Source organism: Vibrio sp. NH-UV-68 (assembly GCF_042940635.1).
GTDB classification, from domain to species: Bacteria; Pseudomonadota; Gammaproteobacteria; order Enterobacterales; family Vibrionaceae; genus Vibrio; species Vibrio pacinii.
In genome coordinates this window covers 2,171,702-2,189,118 of sequence record NZ_CP134975.1, presented here as the reverse complement: position 1 = coordinate 2,189,118, position 17,417 = coordinate 2,171,702, and the positions used below count along the sequence as shown (strand labels likewise).

The 17,417-nt window shown below is 42.2% G+C and carries 18 protein-coding genes and 1 pseudogene; 9 read left to right on the top strand and 10 right to left on the bottom strand.

Annotated elements, in window-relative coordinates:
- Positions 1 to 2 precede the first annotated feature (2 nt).
- The 4 genes from ViNHUV68_RS09865 to ViNHUV68_RS09850 are packed head-to-tail and all read right to left on the bottom strand — an operon-like array spanning position 3 to position 4,278.
- Complete coding sequence (locus ViNHUV68_RS09865) at positions 3 to 887, bottom strand: DUF4357 domain-containing protein (RefSeq protein WP_391087821.1); 885 nt, start codon at positions 885 to 887, stop codon at positions 3 to 5.
- Positions 887 to 2,128 carry a restriction endonuclease subunit S gene (locus tag ViNHUV68_RS09860; protein ID WP_391087818.1) on the bottom strand — a complete coding sequence of 414 codons (1,242 nt, stop codon included), beginning with the start codon at positions 2,126 to 2,128 and terminating at the stop codon, positions 887 to 889. The genes ViNHUV68_RS09865 and ViNHUV68_RS09860 overlap by 1 nt, the downstream gene beginning before the upstream one ends.
- Positions 2,118 to 3,635, bottom strand: a complete 1,518-nt coding sequence (locus ViNHUV68_RS09855) for a type I restriction-modification system subunit M (RefSeq protein WP_391087816.1) — start codon at positions 3,633 to 3,635, stop codon at positions 2,118 to 2,120. Before ViNHUV68_RS09855 ends, ViNHUV68_RS09860 begins: the two co-directional genes overlap by 11 nt.
- Before the next feature lie 28 nt (positions 3,636 to 3,663).
- Positions 3,664 to 4,278 carry a restriction endonuclease subunit S gene (locus tag ViNHUV68_RS09850; RefSeq protein ID WP_391087813.1) on the bottom strand — a complete coding sequence of 205 codons (615 nt, stop codon included), beginning with the start codon at positions 4,276 to 4,278 and terminating at the stop codon, positions 3,664 to 3,666.
- Positions 4,279 to 4,502: 224 nt separating this feature from the next.
- Between ViNHUV68_RS09850 and xseA the strand changes: the two genes are divergently transcribed.
- The 8 genes from xseA (at position 4,503) to ViNHUV68_RS09810 (ending at position 10,712) form a co-directional block, all read left to right on the top strand.
- Positions 4,503 to 6,257, top strand: a complete 1,755-nt coding sequence (xseA, locus tag ViNHUV68_RS09845) for an exodeoxyribonuclease VII large subunit (RefSeq protein ID WP_391087810.1) — start codon at positions 4,503 to 4,505, stop codon at positions 6,255 to 6,257.
- A complete protein-coding gene (gene xseB, locus ViNHUV68_RS09840) occupies positions 6,241 to 6,450 on the top strand; it encodes an exodeoxyribonuclease VII small subunit (protein WP_371714921.1) in 210 nt (69 codons plus the stop codon). Before xseA ends, xseB begins: the two co-directional genes overlap by 17 nt.
- Before the next feature lie 477 nt (positions 6,451 to 6,927).
- The gene (locus ViNHUV68_RS09835) at positions 6,928 to 7,329 is read left to right on the top strand and encodes a hypothetical protein (protein ID WP_391087807.1); all 402 of its coding nucleotides are present in this window, start codon (positions 6,928 to 6,930) and stop codon (positions 7,327 to 7,329) included.
- Between the two features lie 83 nt (positions 7,330 to 7,412).
- The gene (locus ViNHUV68_RS09830; RefSeq protein ID WP_391087804.1) at positions 7,413 to 8,051 is read left to right on the top strand and encodes a hypothetical protein; all 639 of its coding nucleotides are present in this window, start codon (positions 7,413 to 7,415) and stop codon (positions 8,049 to 8,051) included.
- A gap of 85 nt (positions 8,052 to 8,136) precedes the next feature.
- The gene (locus ViNHUV68_RS09825; RefSeq protein ID WP_391087801.1) at positions 8,137 to 8,808 is read left to right on the top strand and encodes a hypothetical protein; all 672 of its coding nucleotides are present in this window, start codon (positions 8,137 to 8,139) and stop codon (positions 8,806 to 8,808) included.
- Between the two features lie 177 nt (positions 8,809 to 8,985).
- The gene (locus tag ViNHUV68_RS09820) at positions 8,986 to 9,423 is read left to right on the top strand and encodes an AAA family ATPase (protein WP_391087798.1); all 438 of its coding nucleotides are present in this window, start codon (positions 8,986 to 8,988) and stop codon (positions 9,421 to 9,423) included.
- 8 nt (positions 9,424 to 9,431) lie between these two features.
- The gene (locus ViNHUV68_RS09815; protein ID WP_391087795.1) at positions 9,432 to 9,725 is read left to right on the top strand and encodes a hypothetical protein; all 294 of its coding nucleotides are present in this window, start codon (positions 9,432 to 9,434) and stop codon (positions 9,723 to 9,725) included.
- A gap of 252 nt (positions 9,726 to 9,977) precedes the next feature.
- On the top strand, positions 9,978 to 10,712 hold the full coding sequence (locus tag ViNHUV68_RS09810; RefSeq protein WP_391087792.1) for an NYN domain-containing protein: 735 nt from the start codon (positions 9,978 to 9,980) through the stop codon (positions 10,710 to 10,712).
- A gap of 213 nt (positions 10,713 to 10,925) precedes the next feature.
- Here ViNHUV68_RS09810 and ViNHUV68_RS09805 read toward each other — a convergent pair whose 3' ends face one another.
- From ViNHUV68_RS09805 to ViNHUV68_RS09785, 5 genes and pseudogenes are all read right to left on the bottom strand, one after another.
- On the bottom strand, positions 10,926 to 11,729 hold the full coding sequence (locus ViNHUV68_RS09805) for a hypothetical protein (RefSeq protein WP_025587137.1): 804 nt from the start codon (positions 11,727 to 11,729) through the stop codon (positions 10,926 to 10,928).
- Position 11,730: 1 nt separating this feature from the next.
- A complete protein-coding gene (locus tag ViNHUV68_RS09800; RefSeq protein WP_391087789.1) occupies positions 11,731 to 12,333 on the bottom strand; it encodes a hypothetical protein in 603 nt (200 codons plus the stop codon).
- 3 nt (positions 12,334 to 12,336) lie between these two features.
- Positions 12,337 to 12,807, bottom strand: coding sequence for a hypothetical protein (locus ViNHUV68_RS09795; protein ID WP_025587135.1), 471 nt, complete (start codon positions 12,805 to 12,807; stop codon positions 12,337 to 12,339).
- Between the two features lie 286 nt (positions 12,808 to 13,093).
- The gene (locus ViNHUV68_RS09790; protein ID WP_391087786.1) at positions 13,094 to 14,353 is read right to left on the bottom strand and encodes a DUF4113 domain-containing protein; all 1,260 of its coding nucleotides are present in this window, start codon (positions 14,351 to 14,353) and stop codon (positions 13,094 to 13,096) included.
- Positions 14,353 to 14,758: pseudogene (locus ViNHUV68_RS09785) on the bottom strand (LexA family protein). Before ViNHUV68_RS09785 ends, ViNHUV68_RS09790 begins: the two are co-directional and overlap by 1 nt.
- A gap of 302 nt (positions 14,759 to 15,060) precedes the next feature.
- Here ViNHUV68_RS09785 and ViNHUV68_RS09780 point away from each other — a divergent pair.
- Positions 15,061 to 15,657 carry a type IV toxin-antitoxin system AbiEi family antitoxin domain-containing protein gene (locus ViNHUV68_RS09780; protein WP_391087784.1) on the top strand — a complete coding sequence of 199 codons (597 nt, stop codon included), beginning with the start codon at positions 15,061 to 15,063 and terminating at the stop codon, positions 15,655 to 15,657.
- 240 nt (positions 15,658 to 15,897) lie between these two features.
- Here the strand turns inward: ViNHUV68_RS09780 and ViNHUV68_RS09775 are convergent, their stop codons facing one another.
- Positions 15,898 to 17,295 carry a diguanylate cyclase gene (locus tag ViNHUV68_RS09775; RefSeq protein ID WP_391087781.1) on the bottom strand — a complete coding sequence of 466 codons (1,398 nt, stop codon included), beginning with the start codon at positions 17,293 to 17,295 and terminating at the stop codon, positions 15,898 to 15,900.
- Between the last annotated feature and the right edge of the window lie 122 nt (positions 17,296 to 17,417).

Below are 17,417 nucleotides of genomic sequence, written 5' to 3'. Positions count from 1 at the left end.
TCCTATTTGATAGGAGAGGAAGAAACATCAGTAGCAGACTCTAGCGTTCTTCCTTGATGGTCATGCAAGGTGACCCCTTGCTCTGTTTTCCAATCAACCCAGCCATTTGAAGTGCCAAGCAAGAGACACATAGATGCACCACTAGGGGTTCTAAATAGGTAGTTGCGTTGGAAGACAAAGCGTTGACCTTCTGCAATGACCACACCTTTCGAAATTAGCTCGTCACGCTTATCATAAAAGCGTTGATCGGTTTTTCTTTTTGTCGTCATAGGTGCCGACGAGCCTTTTAAGATAACCATCCCTTCACTGGTGTAGATGCCTTTTGCATCAACACCAGCGCGATTACATATAAAGGTCTGTTCCGCCTTTTCCGTTGTTGGCTCAGTCAGAGGCTCGAAAATCGGATAACCCAAAGTTGCTAAAAGTAGGCTCCCGATATCATGGATTTCGTCGCAATCGGCTTTGAGAGGGATAGGGGTGTGAGGCTTTTGTCCACCATTTCCATTGAGCAAATCGTAGCGTTGACATGCTTTGGCTTTTTCAATAGAAAGCGACTCTAAATACAGGACATGAGTTTGGGTAAGGTTGTTGGTAAGAGAAACTAAGACTAAGGCTCGCTCCCAGTCTTTAGCTTCGCTTTTATGGTGCTGCATCAACCGAGCCCCCACTTCACCAGATTGGCCGATGTAGCATTCCTCTTTGTTGTCACCAGAAACAAGGAAGTACAACCCCACTTGTTTGGATTCTGGCATACTAATAAATTCTGCCATTTCGCTACGCGGAACCTCAATCAAGCGAATGATTGAGGTAGTTTGTTCGGCTATGCGAATACCCGATGGATCTCCGCTAGGTAGAAAAATCTGGATGGTGCGAGGTCTCTTATTCATTATGCGACTTCCATATTATCAACTTTTACACGGCGCTTACCCGTCAACAACTGTTGCATCAGTGCCTTTTTTTCTTGTTTAAAGTGAGCGAGCTTAGCTTCAAGCACTTCGATTTCCTTATCGGCAGCAGTAAGGACAGAGGCGATTTTTTGCTGTTCTTTGTAATTTGGCAGCTTGATTTTTATGCTTTTGATAATGGAAGCATTTAAGTTAGGCTGACCACCTTGAACTAAGCTCAGTGCTTTCTCCATTTCTTTTTCCAATAGATAAAAGAGAAAAATATTTGAAAATGAATTCTTTACTTCCAGAGCTAAGACAGCTTGATTGATTGTGGCTGATTGTAATCGGTTTATTGCGACTTTCCCTGCGGTTGCACCATACATAGCAACGAGTAAAGCACCTTGTTTGACATATTTAGCCGATGAATTGGCAACACCAGACTCCGTTATGTATTCGTTTACTGTTTCAACAAAGCGGTCATTTAACTTACCTGAAGTAATCCATGGAATGCTTCCTCCATAATACTCATCTTTTGTTCTCGATGGAGTACCACCCGAAAAACACTTAGATGTAGAATCTACAGAAGTAACTTCCCACTCCCCCTCAAACGCTTTACCCGTTTCAGGGTTCACTAAACGCTTCTTACCCGTCAAAAGCTGCTGCATCAGGGCTTTTTTCTGCTGCTTGCTGGTTTCAATCAGCTTCTCAGTAGTGGCAATCGCCTTGTCCCACGTTGATAGGATTTGGGCGATTTTACGTTGTTTTTGGAGTGACGGTTTTAAAATTGGAGTTTTCTCAACTACAGATTTGTTTATCTTCACCATGGAGCTACTACTGCCCGCTGCACAGTTTTTGAAATACTGTCTGGCCTTAGGTGACTGGAGGTATATTTCTAGATAATTTGGATCTACCTTAGACTCGTCAGCACGAAATTTCATCATTAAGTCAGGGTAAGAGCAGTTCGTGATTTCACCTCTAAACATAACAGAACGACCAACTTTATCAGGTGTATTTGAGCGACTAATTAAAAAGTCACCATGACATAGTTGAGTCTTGAGTACTTGTTCAGTAGCTTCCACATTTTTGATATTAGTTGTATCAATAGTATGGTCGGTCAATGCACCTAGCCCCAGTACAACATACCCTGTGTTTTGCTCGACGGCATTTGGTGAATAACCATTTTTGATTGATGTACAAAGTAAATTATTAAGGAGAGCCTTTTCCCAACCATTAGGCACCATAACCCAACTCCTCTAGGTAACCTGCCATTTCCGCTTCCAGATCAGCTAACTCAGTTTGTAGCGCTAAACGCTCATTACGCACGGCTACAAGATCGATCTCTTCTTCTTCCTCAAAAGTATCCACATAACGAGGGATATTGAGGTTGTAGTCGTTCTCGGCAATCTCTTCGAGGGTCGCTAGATACGAGTATTTGTCGGTGGTTTCTCGCGCCTTGTAGGTATCAACAATCTTCTGAATGTTCTCAGGCGTAAGCTGGTTTTGGTTCTTACCAGACTTGAACTCACGAGAGGCATCAATAAACAGCACCTTGTTATCATCTTTGTGTTTTTTGAAGATAAGGATCGCAGCAGGGATACCTGTACCAAAGAACAACTTTTCAGGTAGGCCGATGACGGCATCTAGCAGGTTTTCTTCAACAAGTTGCTTACGGATTTTGCCTTCACTTGAAGCGCGAAATAGCACGCCGTGAGGCACAACTACACCCATGCGACCAGTTTGCGGTTTTAGCGTCTCAATCATGTGTGAGATAAACGCATAGTCACCTTTGGTTTTAGGTGGGATGCCACGGCGGAAACGACCAAAGTGATCGTTACTAGCATCCTCAAAGCCCCACTTATCAAGGGAGAACGGTGGGTTCGCCGTAAGTACATCAAAGTGCAACAAGCCGCCGTCTTTGTCTTGTAGTTTAGGGTTACGGATGGTGTCGCCCCATTCGATGCGGTGGTTATCTTCACCGTGCAGGAACATGTTCATTTTAGCTAGTGACCACGTTGAGCCTATCGCTTCTTGACCGAACAGCGCATACTGCTTAGAGCCTGCAAAGTTTTTTTGTACTTGCTTACCACATTTCATTAGTAGTGAGCCTGAGCCTGTACACGGGTCACAGATGCTATCGCCTGGTTGTGGCTCTAGGATAATCGAGAGGAGATCAGATACCTCTGGCGGAGTATAGAACTCACCCGCCGATTTACCGCTGCCAGCAGCGAAGTGTTTGATGAGGTACTCGTAGGCGTTACCAATCACATCAAGTGACCCAACGCGGCTTGGGCGTAGGTTTAGCGTATCTTTACCAAAGTCTTCCAGTAGGTGGCGTAGAATGTCGTTCTTTTGTTTCTCATCACCGAGTTTATCGGTGTTAAAGCTGATGTCTTGGAAGACGTTCTTTAGCTTAGTGCCGTTGGCTTCTTCAATCGCGTGTAATGCCGTGTCAATGCGTGTGCCGTTGCCAGCCTCAAAACGCGCTTCGTACAAGTCCCAGAAGGTCGCGCCTGCTGGAATTTTGAAGGACTGTTTTGACATCATGGCAGCGATCATCTGCTCATTGCCATCAAACTGCTTGGAAAGCTCATCAAACTTATCTTGGTGTACATCAGAAATGTACTTTAAGAACAGCATGGTTAGGATGAAATCTTTGTAGATGGATGGGTCAACTGTACCTCGGAAGGTGTCACAGGCAGCCCATACGGCTTTGTTGATCTCATCTTGATTGATTGGTGTGTTTACCATGGTTTCCCAGCCTTAATTACTTCGATTTTCATTGGTTAGAATTCTGGATTAAGTCAGTAGCAATAGCATTAAGCTGCTGCTGACGGTTGTTTATAAGCTTATGAAGCAAAGCATTTTCTTTGATGCTGGCTTCATAGAGTTTGGCAATCGTGTTTTGTGTCTCGATATTTGGCAGCGCAATAGGTGTAGAGCCTAACACAGGCTTGCGAATGCTGATCTGTAAACTACCCTCAGAGCCACGTTTTAGGTAACTCTGTGCAGGAGGTTGGTTTAGTTGCCATGTTATAAACTGTGTGTTTACCGCACCCTTGAGTTCTGGCTTCAAACGCAACAGGAACAGGCTAGGGGAGCAGACGGTACTCTCCAGTTCAGCCCCCACATAGCATGCCAGTTGCCTTGCGCCTTTGGCACTGAATAGCACATCGCCTTGTTGTAGCCAGTCAGGGCGTTTTTTCCCTGTCAGATCGGTAACGATAAGGTTATCGGTTACCAGCTCTCCAAGATCTGAAATGTCCTTAGCTTGTACCGCTCGCACACCACCCGAGGGAATATCTCGGATAGCCCCTCTAAAAGGATATCCAGCCTGAATCGTGACAAGCTCGGATAGAGCGACAGATTCTGAGGTACGTTTTCCCTCGATCATGACAATACATTCTTTCGATATTGAGTAATCCGTTCATTTTGACAGGTTAAATAAATCTTTCAATTAGATTATTACAGTATTCACATGATGCAAAAATAAGTTTGACATTGCTCATATATGCAACTAAATTATTTATTGCAGTATATAAATGGTGCAGTTGATTGTTAGTGTTTCTTATAGTGTTCCCGTTGCTTTAGGAAGCTAGCCTCAGATAAGGATGTGCAATGTCGAATATATTGAAAGCGGAGACATCGGGATGTGCTGAGCAGTCCCTTTCTCAGTTATTAAAGCATGTGAGTGCGGTAATAAAGCGAAGTGTTCCTGGTCGGCATTGGGTGACGGCAGAGGTAACCAGTGTAAATCGAAATCGATCTGGCAATGTGTATTTGCAGCTATCAGATAGCAGTGACGGTGGGGGAGAATCTCAAGCGCGTGCTGTTATTTACTCAGATTGCACGTCTATTCTTGAGAAGTTTGAACAAAGCACTCGAATGAGGTTTGCTGAAGGCTTGAGCATTCTTTGTTTAGTGAAAGTTGATTTTCATACCAAATTTGGTTTTAGCTTGACCATCGTTGACATTAACCCAAGCTACACGATTGGGGCATTTGAGTTAAAGTTACAGCAGATCCGCTACTGGCTGACCGATAAAAGAGAAGCAGATTTAAATCAACGCTTGAGAACTCCTACTGAGTTTACAAGGGTTGCTGTGATTGCACCGCAAAATGCGGCTGGGTTGAGTGACTTTCGCAGTGTAGCGCATTTGCTTGAACAGCACGACTTGTGTCAATTCGACTATTTCTACGCATCATTTCAAGGTGAGGCTAGGATAAGAACCATTGAGATGGCGTTTACTGAACTAGTTCAAAATGAACATGCGTATGATGCAGTATGCGTGATTCGAGGTGGTGGTGATAAGGCTGGCCTTAACGAACTCAGTGAACCTAGACTTGCTCGGTTGGTTTGCCGTTGTCCATACCCTGTTTTCACGGGTATCGGGCACAGCACAGACTCTGTCATTCTTGATGAATTTGCGAACCAATCCTTTGCGACGCCGACTAAGGTCATTGAGCACATCAAACTCACCATAATTCAAAACGTGCAGTCTGTTAGCGCGAATTACTCTAAGTTGCATAACTCAGCGCAATCGCTATGTAACCATCAACGACAGTCTATTGAGCAGCAAAGTGAACGTATAGACAAAGGAAAAAATAACGCTTTAACCTGTTGGCGTAATCACGTTGAAGAGTTCGGTCATCGTTTGTTTGAGCGAGCCCAAAACCGAGTGAGAGAAAATGGAGACTTGGTTAATCGACAGTTCCAATATCTTAGTGCCAACGCAAACCAGAAATTTAATTCATCACGTATTGCGCTTAATCGCCTTCATGAGCAAGTGTTTCATCAAGCAAACAAGGCGCTGAGTGGCTCCAAATCTGCCGTCCTTGCGGAGCAGCAGATTATGAAACAATCGAGTGTCGCAGTACTGATGCTTGCGAAGCAAAATGTTTTATCGGACTACAGGGACTTAAAGCAGTTAGCAGAACATCGGCTTCACAACCATAAACGAGACACTCGTCAACTTTGGCTCAACCTGAGCCAGTCTTCCAAAAACTCGATATATATTGCCCGTAATCAGACGGTTGCAGCCTCAAACTCATTGGTTATGTATGCGCGGATGCATGTACAAAGCCAACAACATGAGATCCAACAAGATACAAATGTTCTCTTTGTGAATGCCAAGAGGGCTTTGTCTACTCACCAAGATTTAGTCCGAAATGACAAGAGATTAATCGAGGCCTATGACCCTCAGAGAGTTTTAGAACGTGGCTACGCACTGATGTGTGATGATGAAGGCCACGTAATTAAAAGCACTCAACAACTTGTAAATAATCAACAGTATACAGTCCAATTGCATGATGGCAGTGCGACGGTAACCAACCACTATTTCCAGAAGGATGCGAAGAATGAACCAACAAACTAGCAGTTACATGGATAATTACTCGAAGCTTAAATCAGCAGCAGAGGAGCTTTCTCAGCAAAATGTTCCAGATGTTGATCGCATCATTCCACTGGTAAAACAAGGCACAGAAGCCTATCAGCACTGCATGAGCCGTATTCAGCAAGTAGAAAAAATGCTGCAAGAGATAGAGCAGCAGGCGAGCTCTAGCCAGTAAAATGTAAACATACAGAGGTAAAGGCTACTAATGTCTTTACCTCTAATCAAAAATGGGGAGTGCCACTGGGCTCAGATTGCCGCAATCCTCGAATTATTTTTAAAGGCCTCCAGTATCTAATCCGCCAAGCACAGTCTTACGAGACCATTCTGAATTTCACTTCAACTGTATATTGAGAAGCTGTGATCACATGATCAAAATTGATCTATATCAAGTAAACGCAATTTAATTCTATTGCTTCCTTTCGAACTAATCTTCACAAATATTGACTCATCTAAGTCGTAACTGTCTGAATAATAATGCTTTTTACTGCTTATTTACTATTATAAATAATAATCTGTAATTCAATTATTATTTATAATATTTTCAATGAAATCAATGGCTTGAAGTGTCCATTTCTTTGGGGTTACTATTCCTGTCGAAGGCAAAAACAATAATAAGAATACAACTATCACAACAATATAAAGGCTTTTTGCAATGACAAAAAAATCAAACACAGAGATCCGTAACGTAAGGGAAGAGCTCGAGAAAGCACAATCAAGATCACGAGCCAGAACGTTATCACTGGATAATTTTTACGAGAAGGTCAGCACGCTTCAACAGAGTTTGGATGACGTACTGTACAAGCATGATCAGCGAGGCATTGAGGCTAGTATTACAGTCTATACCAAGGTTGCTAGTGCCTATAATGGTGTGCCACAGGCCACATTCGTCGATTTAGTTCGTAACACTAAAGGCTGGAAATTGGTGGGCGTTCGTCGTGATACGGGGATTCCAGCAGATATCCAGATCCACAATCTAGAGAAGTACAAGGAGAAAATTGCTTACAAAATCACTCGTGATACGCAAAGGATCGTTTGTCCTGACATACAGGATTAATTAACAAAGCTCTATTCGTAGGGCATCAATTCAAAAACCAAGGGGAATGCAACACTATGATTAATAAATAAAAAGGAAAAATAATGATTCTCAATATAATAAAAAGAAACCGCAAATATTTCGCCGCAGAAACGGCAAGCAAACACAAATGTAAACTGCTTATTGATTCGAATTCTGAAAACTTAGAGCTTGGTGAACACTGCCTCGCAGTAGAAGATATCTCTGTACGATCTAAGTACGGAACCGACTTAATTTATAAACTTAGCGCTAGTGCGGAGGCTCAAGCAGAGCAGGGTATAGTGTCGCTCAAGTCAGATTACAACTCTCTTCTTGTCGAGGAATGCCGTTGGTTAGGTGGCACATGGGACAAAGAGCAAAACGCATGGATATTTCCAGGCTTTGTCTCTGACGAGGTAGAAGAGTTGGACGAAATCTACAATAGCGCACCCATAACGGTAGAGATCACTGCAATCGAAGAAATTCGCGAATACGGTAAAGGCATTGAGTTTCTAGGTCGCCCTCTTTGTAGAGCTTTTGGGCGTGATTCAGGTGCTCGGATTGATAGCGATATTGCGCTCATATCTGGATATGCAACTTCGGGTGGTTCCCATAAGAATTGGGCGACTATCCTCAATGAAGACTCAGTCCTTCGTCTACAAATACCTTCAACGATCCTTGAGATACATCAAGACGATCGGTTTGACGTCAAGATAATCAAATAGTCATAAAAATTATTGGGAGCTGGCTGCATGTAAGCAGTGCGGCTGGCTTCTTCACACCACTAATAATTAAAAATAAAGGTAAATCATGGATATTTTAAATCCAATCAAAATAGTAAAAGAAGATGAGAGCGACCGCGCTCCGATGTTGGCCTTTGATGGAAACCAACAAGTTCTGCCTGTCTATCTTGTACTGGATCTAGAGAATGGCTCGTTTATGGCGAGGCATCTAGAGCAAATGGATAGAAGGTACTTTCTTAGTTTTTTCAAACTAGTAGCAATGGAAGTACCCGCAACCTTAAGTGGGAAAGAAATCAATTCGGTACTGGATAGCTACGCCGATGACATGACTTTTGTATTTAACCATTACTCGCGGGAACTCGATAAGTCGGACATGAACAACCTGAGGGCTCACCAGTTGGTTGAATCCATGACTAATGGCGGTGTTATTGGTGATCAGAAAGTTGTTGTCGATTCATATGCAGCGTTAATCGAGTTTGCAGAAGAATTGGGTTACACCGCTAGTGCATATGAGAGCCTAAATTCGTTGGAATGTGCTGTAGAACAAATCCTTGATGGAGACTGCAACACCTATGTCGCATTGAGTGAAGGTGATGTTGAAGAGGCTATCAGAGAGAATTGGGAAAATTCGTTCTCTTCTATGGCTGAGCTACCTGAGTTTGTGCTAACCGAGTTACTGAAGAGTGGCTACATTAGTGAAAGCGAACTTGAAGACTATCGCTCTTCAATCTACAACTAAACGCGCTGAAGTCACTGTGGGCTTATTCCTCGTAAGACATTGCTTTCTGGCTTTCCTTGGAAGTACATGACCAGCGTGTCGGTTTACGTGAGCCCAATAACATAATAGAAATTTAGGAAGCTGGTGTCATGAAGGCTTCCTTCTACCACTAAATAATCAAGAATAAAGGTAAACATAATGAATAAACAAAAAATTACGCTAATCCGTGGTATCCCAGGTTCTGGCAAAACAACGATGGCTCACGATATGGATGCGGCGCTTGTTGAAGCTGACCAGTTCTTTGTCAATAAAGATGGCGAATACCATCATGATCGCCGTTTTATCAAGGAAGCGCACGAGTGGTGCCAATTGGAGATGAAGCGTTTGTTACTTGCTGGGAATGACGTTGTAGTTGCAAATACGTTCATCAAAAAGTGGGAAATTGTAGGCTATTTGAAGGCTGCCCAGTCCCTAAAATTGGATCTAGACATTGAAGTGCTAGAAGCGAAAGGTGAGTATCCAAATGTGCATGGTGTTCCAGAAGACATTGTTTGCAGGATGAAGCGCCAATATGAACCATTTGTCCTGGTAGCCCCAAAGTGCTCTCAGCGCTCTAATGTTTCAGTAGTGCAGTAAGGAGCCACATGAAGACTATTGACTATTTTTACAACAAGCATATCCGCGCTGCTAGAAGGGCATCAAGAGGGCTTGCGGGGCTAGAACGGGCTAAAGCCATTTATCATTATTTTGAAGACGAAACCATCCACCCTCATGCTTGGTACACCTACCAAGAGGAAATGTTGAATCGCTTTTCAGACCATCAGTTCCCAATTGACTTAATGAAGGAAATGGCGATGTTGACAGCGACTAACGAATACTTTGACTTAGATAGCCAAACTAACAAGGAAGGCCAAAATCACTTCTATGAAGCCGATTAGATTATAGGTGATGAGCTCGAAACTAGCGAGTCTCCTTAATTGAGCCTACTAATAACTTGAGCCACTTTTTCCGTAAATGCAAAAGTGGCTTTTTCTTTATCCAAAGCTGCCGCTTTGAACACGTCGACAGATTCATGGGCGCTAGTCCATGGGATTCAAGTCCTTTCAACTTTCATTTAATTCCATACGCATGCAGTGGCATTTAATTGACGATTTGGATACTATGCCCTTGTATAGAAGAGGAAATTGAACATGGGAAGTCGTAAGATTGCTGTTCTCATTGATTCTGAGAACACGCCACATTCTAAATTGAGTTCAATCATCGAAGAGCTGTCAAGTTACGGCCAAATCATCGTTAAGAGTGCATATGGTGACTTCTCAACTGAGCAACTCAAAAACTGGAAACAAACCCTCAATGAGCTTGCTATTCAAGCGAAGCAGCAATTTGCATACACAACAGGCAAGAACTCTACTGATGCATTGATGATTATTGACGCGATGGATTTGCTTTATAGCCAGAGGTTCGATGCTTTTGCACTCATCTCAAGTGATAGTGATTTCACTAGCCTGGCAACAAGGCTGAGAGAGTCTGAAATGTTTGTTATAGGCGTAGGTAAGGCAATGACGCCAGCTTCGTTTAAAAATGCTTATGATGATTTTGTCGCTATTGAAAACCTAAACGGGGATAAGCCACAGGAAGAGTCCACGCAACCTCCTCAACAATCCACTCAGATAACTGGTGTTGAGAAAGAAATTTGGCAATTGATGCATCGAGCATGGCAAAACTACCGTGATGAATCTGGTTGGGCCAAACTAGGTGAAGTAGGGCAGTACCTTAAACGCTTGAAGCCTGACTTTGACCCGCGTAATTATGGCCTCAAGAAATTGTCTGACTTTTTCGACAAGTTCCCTAACCGTTACTCGACACGTCAATCGAAGCAATCTGGATTGGAATTTAGGCTCGTGACCAAAGGCAGTAAGCAGTGAGAGCTACGTGATCGTGCTCACGGGGGCTGTAGCTCGTAAGTGGACAGATGCCGAGAGTGAATCACAGATGTTAGAACACTCGTAAATCACGCATCATCAACACAGGTATCGCAAAGTTACGTAATACAGAAAATCAATCTAGCCGAGATATAATCTGACAGGCACCCAGTCGAAAAGTGAGCAACTGTCAGATCAAGTCTAAATTGTTACAATCTAGTTTATGTCTTTTAATGATGAGATTGCTTTCTCTCCATTTTCAAGAGCAAGTGGAGAACTAGCATCTGTAATGTGGAAGCGCTCAAGGTGATTTTCAATGAACTTTTGACCTTGGTTAGTCAACCTATCAATACTTTGGTTGAGGCTAACGATGTCTCGGTTCAGCTCTTCCAAGAAGCGAGTTGATGTATCAATGATATTACCCATTTTTGTGTCAACGGCTTTGATAAGAATATCTTTTGCTCTTTCATTATCAGCAAACTTCTCTTCAATTCTAATGAAGTCATTCATCGCTTCTTCAATGGCTATATCTTGTAGCTCTTTGTATTGAATTGTTTTTTCATAAACAAGTTGTTGAGCACGTTCTTTTAGCTCTAGCTGCATATGACCAATTGCATTAATCGTTTCTACATTTAGCTTCGTTAATTGTTCTAGGTATAGAGCAATTGCAGCCGTAGTACGCTCCATACGTTCAAATTCTTTCTCTTTTTTCCATTCTTGGATCTCAGCAACAGCTTTTTCAATTTCACGGACTCTGCGAACTTCAAGGTTTACATCGAGCTCTTTTTCCTTGGCTCGTAGCCCGTGCTCAAGCTCCATCTCTTTTGTTCTGATTTCGTGTTCAGACTTAGACTGAGCTGTTAATGTGTCCATATTTCTTTGATGTGCTGAATCTCTAGCGGCTTCACTTCTTTCGTGTGATCTCGTTTTCAAAGGCTCAGAAGCCCAATCACATAAAACTTCTACTGGTTTGCTAATGCAATCGAGAAGAGCGCCACCTACTTTACTAAACCAACCCATTTCATTCTCCTAACAAACGATTAAACTCTCTTTCGAAGAGAACTTGATCTTTACTTTTTATATATTTGATTTCATTAAGGCGATCCTTGTCTTTATCAAAGATAGAAAATATCTTCTCTATTTGTTTGACTTTATCATCAAGAAAGAATGAGTCGATACAAGATGTAGTTTTAGACTGCTTGAAGCTAACAAATTCTTCGGTGATGATTTTCAACTTTTGCTTCGTACTTTCATCATCTATATCGGATATGTGATTAGAAAACTTTTCCAAGTTCTTATTGATGAATATGAAAAATTCCCTTTCAAAAGAGAGGGATAGCAGGTTCTCGCTCTTCTCATATTTGAAAAGCGATTCAAAAAGTTGTGGATCTTCATTAAGTGTTCGAGAAACAAGGTCTTCCCTTGCTTCCCTTAAGGATGTTAATAACTCCTGCGTTGCTCTAGGAGCTATTCTAATTTCAGACGCTTTCGTGTGCATTATAAGTTGTAATACTCTAACCAAAGTGGTGATTGCATTTCTATACTGTCCATCTTCGGAAGCTTTTCTTTCCCTGATGACGTAAAGAGAAGTGATCAATCTTTCTATCTGAGTATCTCTACACATTGACTAGCTATTATCTCTAGAAGCAACAGTTGGTTTGTTAGATTTGGCTTCTGCACGAATTTTGCCAATTGTATCAAGCGTATGCTCTTCGATAAGACTACTGCTCAGATCTAAACTTTTAGTGTAGCTATCTACTAGCTCTTTCAGCCACTTAGAAGCAACATCACCATCTACTTGAGATTCACTTAGTGTATGAGAAACTTCTTTAAGAGTTTCAGAGAAGAACTTAGAACGCTCCTTTCGTAGATCTTCTTGTAATGTACTAGCAAACTTGATTTCTTCTTTGTACTCTTTGACAAGCTCAAGATAATTTTTCTCAAAGTTGTACAATACTTCTAGTTTTGTTTTAAGCAGTTCGAGATTCACATAGCCGCTTAGCTCTTTCTTTAAAGCTTCTGTCAGTTGAGAATTGATAGAGTCGTCTGCGCCTGATGCTTTAACTGCGGAAGAAATGAGGTTGTTTAGATCAGTCATTAGCTGTATTCCATTGATAAATAATACTATAGGGCCTTATAATCAGTTCTGTGATTGTGAAAATCAAAGCATAGTATCTATAGTCTTGACTTTGCTCATATTCAGTGTTGCTGTTTGTACAATATTTCACCAAAAAGGCAAGTCTGAATAAAGTGAATATTGAAAATGTTGTTTATTGAGAGGTATTTACATTAAGAGCAATTCACTTTGGAGCAGATCTAAGCTGGCTGCGATAGATAGTTAGTATGCACAAAGTATTCATATTCTTAGAGCATTAACCATGACTTTACCCGCACTTGATGACTGGCAAATCTTGCCATTTCGTTGTGTAGTGAGGAGTTAGCATTTCACGCCGCATACCCCATTTCTGTGCTATTCCTTGTGCTCCTAGGAATAAAGTGTCAGAACCATAACGTTGGTTCAACGAATCATACACTGTCATTAGTTTTGGGTCGTTGGGCATAGGGTTAAACAGATCTGACTGTTCATGTTTGCCATCGGTTAAGTCCAGCAGTCCGACGCCAATTTTGTAGAAGCGAACACCTTCACAAAATAGCTCTTCTGCCAGTAAAGTGGCAGCTTTGGTGATCTGTGTGACATCTGAAGTAGGGTAGGCAAACCTATGTACCGCTCTTCGCGTTACGGCCTTCTCATCGAACGGCGAGCTATTAGCAAAACACAACATGACTTTACACAGGCTGTTTTGCTGACGAGCTTTTGATGAAGCGATATTGGCATGCTTTGCTAAAGCCTGGCGCAATGATTCCAAGTCGGTAATACGCTTACCAGCACTCCTTGTAGAGTAAATTTGTTTTTTGTCTGCCCGCGATTGATCCCAAGCTTTACATGATTGTCCGTTGAGCTCTCGAATAGTACGTTCTACTTCGACGTTAAATTCTTTACGAGCGAGCGCTGGTGGATAGTCAGCGAGTTCTAGAGCTGTATTGATGCCCATAAACTTTAATCGAGCTTGAATCTTTTTACCAATGCCCCAGACGTCACCTGCACTTAGCTTGGATAGTATGGCTCTGCGCTTTTGTTCGCTATCGAGTACACAGACGCCGTTATATCCTAGTATTTTCTTGGCGGCATGATTAGCGATTTTTGCTAGTGTAAGAGTTGGGCCAAAGCCGACGCAAACGGGTAAGCGACATTCTCGCCATACAGCTCGTCTCAGCTTCATTCCATGCGTTTTCAGGCATGGAATGGCAGGGTAACAGCGATCGAATGATAGGAACGATTCATCAATACTGTAGATGTGTTGTTCTGGAGCGAATCGAGCAATTACTTGCATCATTTTAGAGGATAGGTCGGCGTATAACTCATAATTGGAAGATAGGGCGATTACGCCTTTCTGCTCACAAAGCGCTTGAACTTGGAAGAATGGTTTGAATTTTTCAATGCCCGCTTCTTTGGCCTGTCGATTTGCAGCTACCACGCACCCGTCGTTGTTGGAGAGAACAACGATGGGTTTACCGCGCCAATCAGGGCGAAAGACTTGTTCAGCGCTACAATAAAATGAGTTCGCATCGACTAAGGCATACATTATTTTGTTCTCAGCAGGTGACTTGGTCTGTGACAACGTATCGATCGGATGACAACACCTTCTAGCGAGAAAGAGTCACATTCGGTAATGAGTGATGGTTGATACTTATCATTTGCTGAGAGTAATAGCTTGCGGTGGATATCAATCTGCTTACATATAAACTCACCATTGAGATTCGCGACGATAACGTCGTTATGTTTCACATCCACATGTCGATCAACGATCAACAAATCCTGATCAAATATGCCAAGCCCTTGCATAGAGTCACCACATGCACGCCCAATAAACGTTGCGCTGGGGTGCTCGACTAAAAGCTCGTCGAGGTCTAGAGATAGTTGAGTGTACTCGGTAGCTGGACTCAAATCCAGTGATGCCAGCATGTGCGCTAATAGGAATAACTTTCATAAATAATACTGTATAAATAGACAGTCTTATTTTGGTGTGGAAAAGTCATTTTGGCAAGTGGGGGTGAACTGTTTGCACAATGTCTCAGCAAATTTAATGTAGCGTTTTGAAGGCTGGCTTCAGTGATTCCGTCAAATTACTATTAGCGTTAGCGAGATACTCAATTGATTCGGTAGGATCAAAACTCGAACATGGAAACGTCCCACAATGTGACTTTTGACTCAATTCAATAATGAACAATGCCTCGATGATACTTTACGGCATACAATTTAGATAATGTATAGTAAAACGTATCATCATTTATGAATCCATCAGACCTAGATAAGCTTAAAGAACTATCAATATTTACCACATCAGACGCCGCAAAATTTGGCATAACGCGTGCAGCTCTTGGTCGCGCTGTGGAAAAAGGACTTCTAGAAAAACTACAAAGAGGGCTGTATGGATATATTGGTCGAGAAGAGTCAGAAATGCAGTCTTTTGCGGTGGTTGGAGCCAGAGCCAAAAATGGCATTATCTGCCTTCTGTCCGCTCTTAGATACCATAATCTTACTACCCAAGCCCCTTTTCAGGTATGGCTATGCATCAAGAAAGGTGATAGGGCTCCTCGAGTTGAATATCCAAAAATTCAAATAATTAGGAGCAGGGAGACTGAGGACTTTGGCGTTATCTCCACAAAGATTGATGGTGTCCCTGTGCTGGTTACGGACATTGAGCGAACAATTGTTGAGTGCTTCAAGTTTCGCAATAAAATTGGTGTTGATGTTGCAATTGAAGCACTTACAGAGGCAAAGCGAGCCAACAAATTAAATCAGGAGAAGCTCTGGGAGTACGCTAAACGCTACCGAATGACGAATGTGATGATGCCCTACATGCAGGCGCTAAGCTTGACGCTCTGACAGAGTTGGAGATTAACGAGAGGGCCGCTGGCTCTCTCGTTTGTTTTTAATTGATGCCGCCGTTGGCGAAGGGGTGAGTTTACTTGTGGTCGAAATACCAGATCGACAACATACGAAGCCCGCATTACCATTACCAGACTCTTCATGCATCTTTACCCACTGTAGTCTTCGTTGAATTTATCTGTCTATAGACATCCAGTATAGTTGAAAGGATGTCCGTGAATCACACAACTAACTATATCAAAATTCACCACAAACACGATTGCGTCCGTTTCTTTTCGCAACATATAAGGCGTCATCGGCTTTTTTAATCACAGCGCCAACCGATTGCTCGCCCCCAAACCATTGAGCCATTCCTATCGAAATTGTGACATGACCGACAACGTCAAAGTCAAAACTCTCAATTGATACTCGTATTCTCTCTGCAACGGTACGTGAGATAGTGCGATCAATCTCGGCAATAAACACAATAAACTCTTCTCCTCCCGAACGACAAACCATATCCTGGTCTCGTACTTCGTTCTGAATCAACAAAGCGGTTTGTTTCAAAACATCATCCCCTGCGCTATGACCAAACTTATCATTTACTCGCTTAAAGTGATCAATGTCTAGCGTCAAAACAGTAAAAGGCACATTGGCGTGATAATAATCTTCGATGGCTTTAGACAAACCTCTACGGTTAAGTACGTTTGTCATTGGGTCAGTTAGGTTCTCATCGTTTAGCTTTTTAACGGCTCTAGATACAGAGAAGAAAGCTCTAGAAAGCGTCAATTTCAATTGATATGCTTCAAAATACCACCCACTAATGCTCTCGAAAAGACGGGGGTTCAAGGCGTTAGAATCAAACCTACTTACAATATCAGAAAGTTTTGACAGTGGCTTAGAAATCCAATAAGCGGCAAACCAAATTGCGACTAGCATAACTGTCAACAGGGGAGCAGAACTGATAACCATTGTCCACATCTGAGAATCTATTTCAGTAAATAATTTGTCTTTAGATGTTTGAGCGATAATACCCCAACCAACTTCAGACACAGGATGAAAACCTGCTAACATGGGTTTGCCTTTGGAATTCACTATATCTTTAGAACCTACCTCACCATTAATCACCGCATTAATAGCCAGATTGCGCTCAATCACCTCTCCGACCCTCTCAACCTGAGGATGGTAGATCAGTGTTTTCTTTCTATCTACAACATAAAGATACGAGCCTTCATCATAGCTATGGTGACCAAAAAGGTGATTTAACATGCTCTCTTGGTCAAGGTAAACACTCCCTCCGATATAGCCTAGGTATCCATCTGCTGAGATGATAGGGTGGGTCATATTAATCATATAATTTCCTGCTGGAGAGATTAACGGATCGCTAATGTATGGCTCCTTCAAAGCCAGTGGGTGTGTCGCTCCAAAGCTCGAAACAATATGATTATGCAAATCTTCTCTATTCATTGAGGTTGCAACAATTTTTGCGCCTGATGTAACCACATAAGTGGAATTGAAAAAGCTACTTTGTTGGTACAAGTGCTCTAGTTCTTCATTCACAGAGGCTGTGTCATCAAAGATAGAGCTCAACGTCATAGCGGTAAACTCCAACTGAGACATCGCTCTAGTTAAATATTCATCTGTCATTTCAGCCATTTTAGAGGCATAAATGCGATTAGATTCTAACGACTGCTCTACCAATTTTATTCGCTGCACTTCATACACTGATAAGAATGTGATTGACGTCGCCCCAATCACAGCGAAGACACACAGCAATA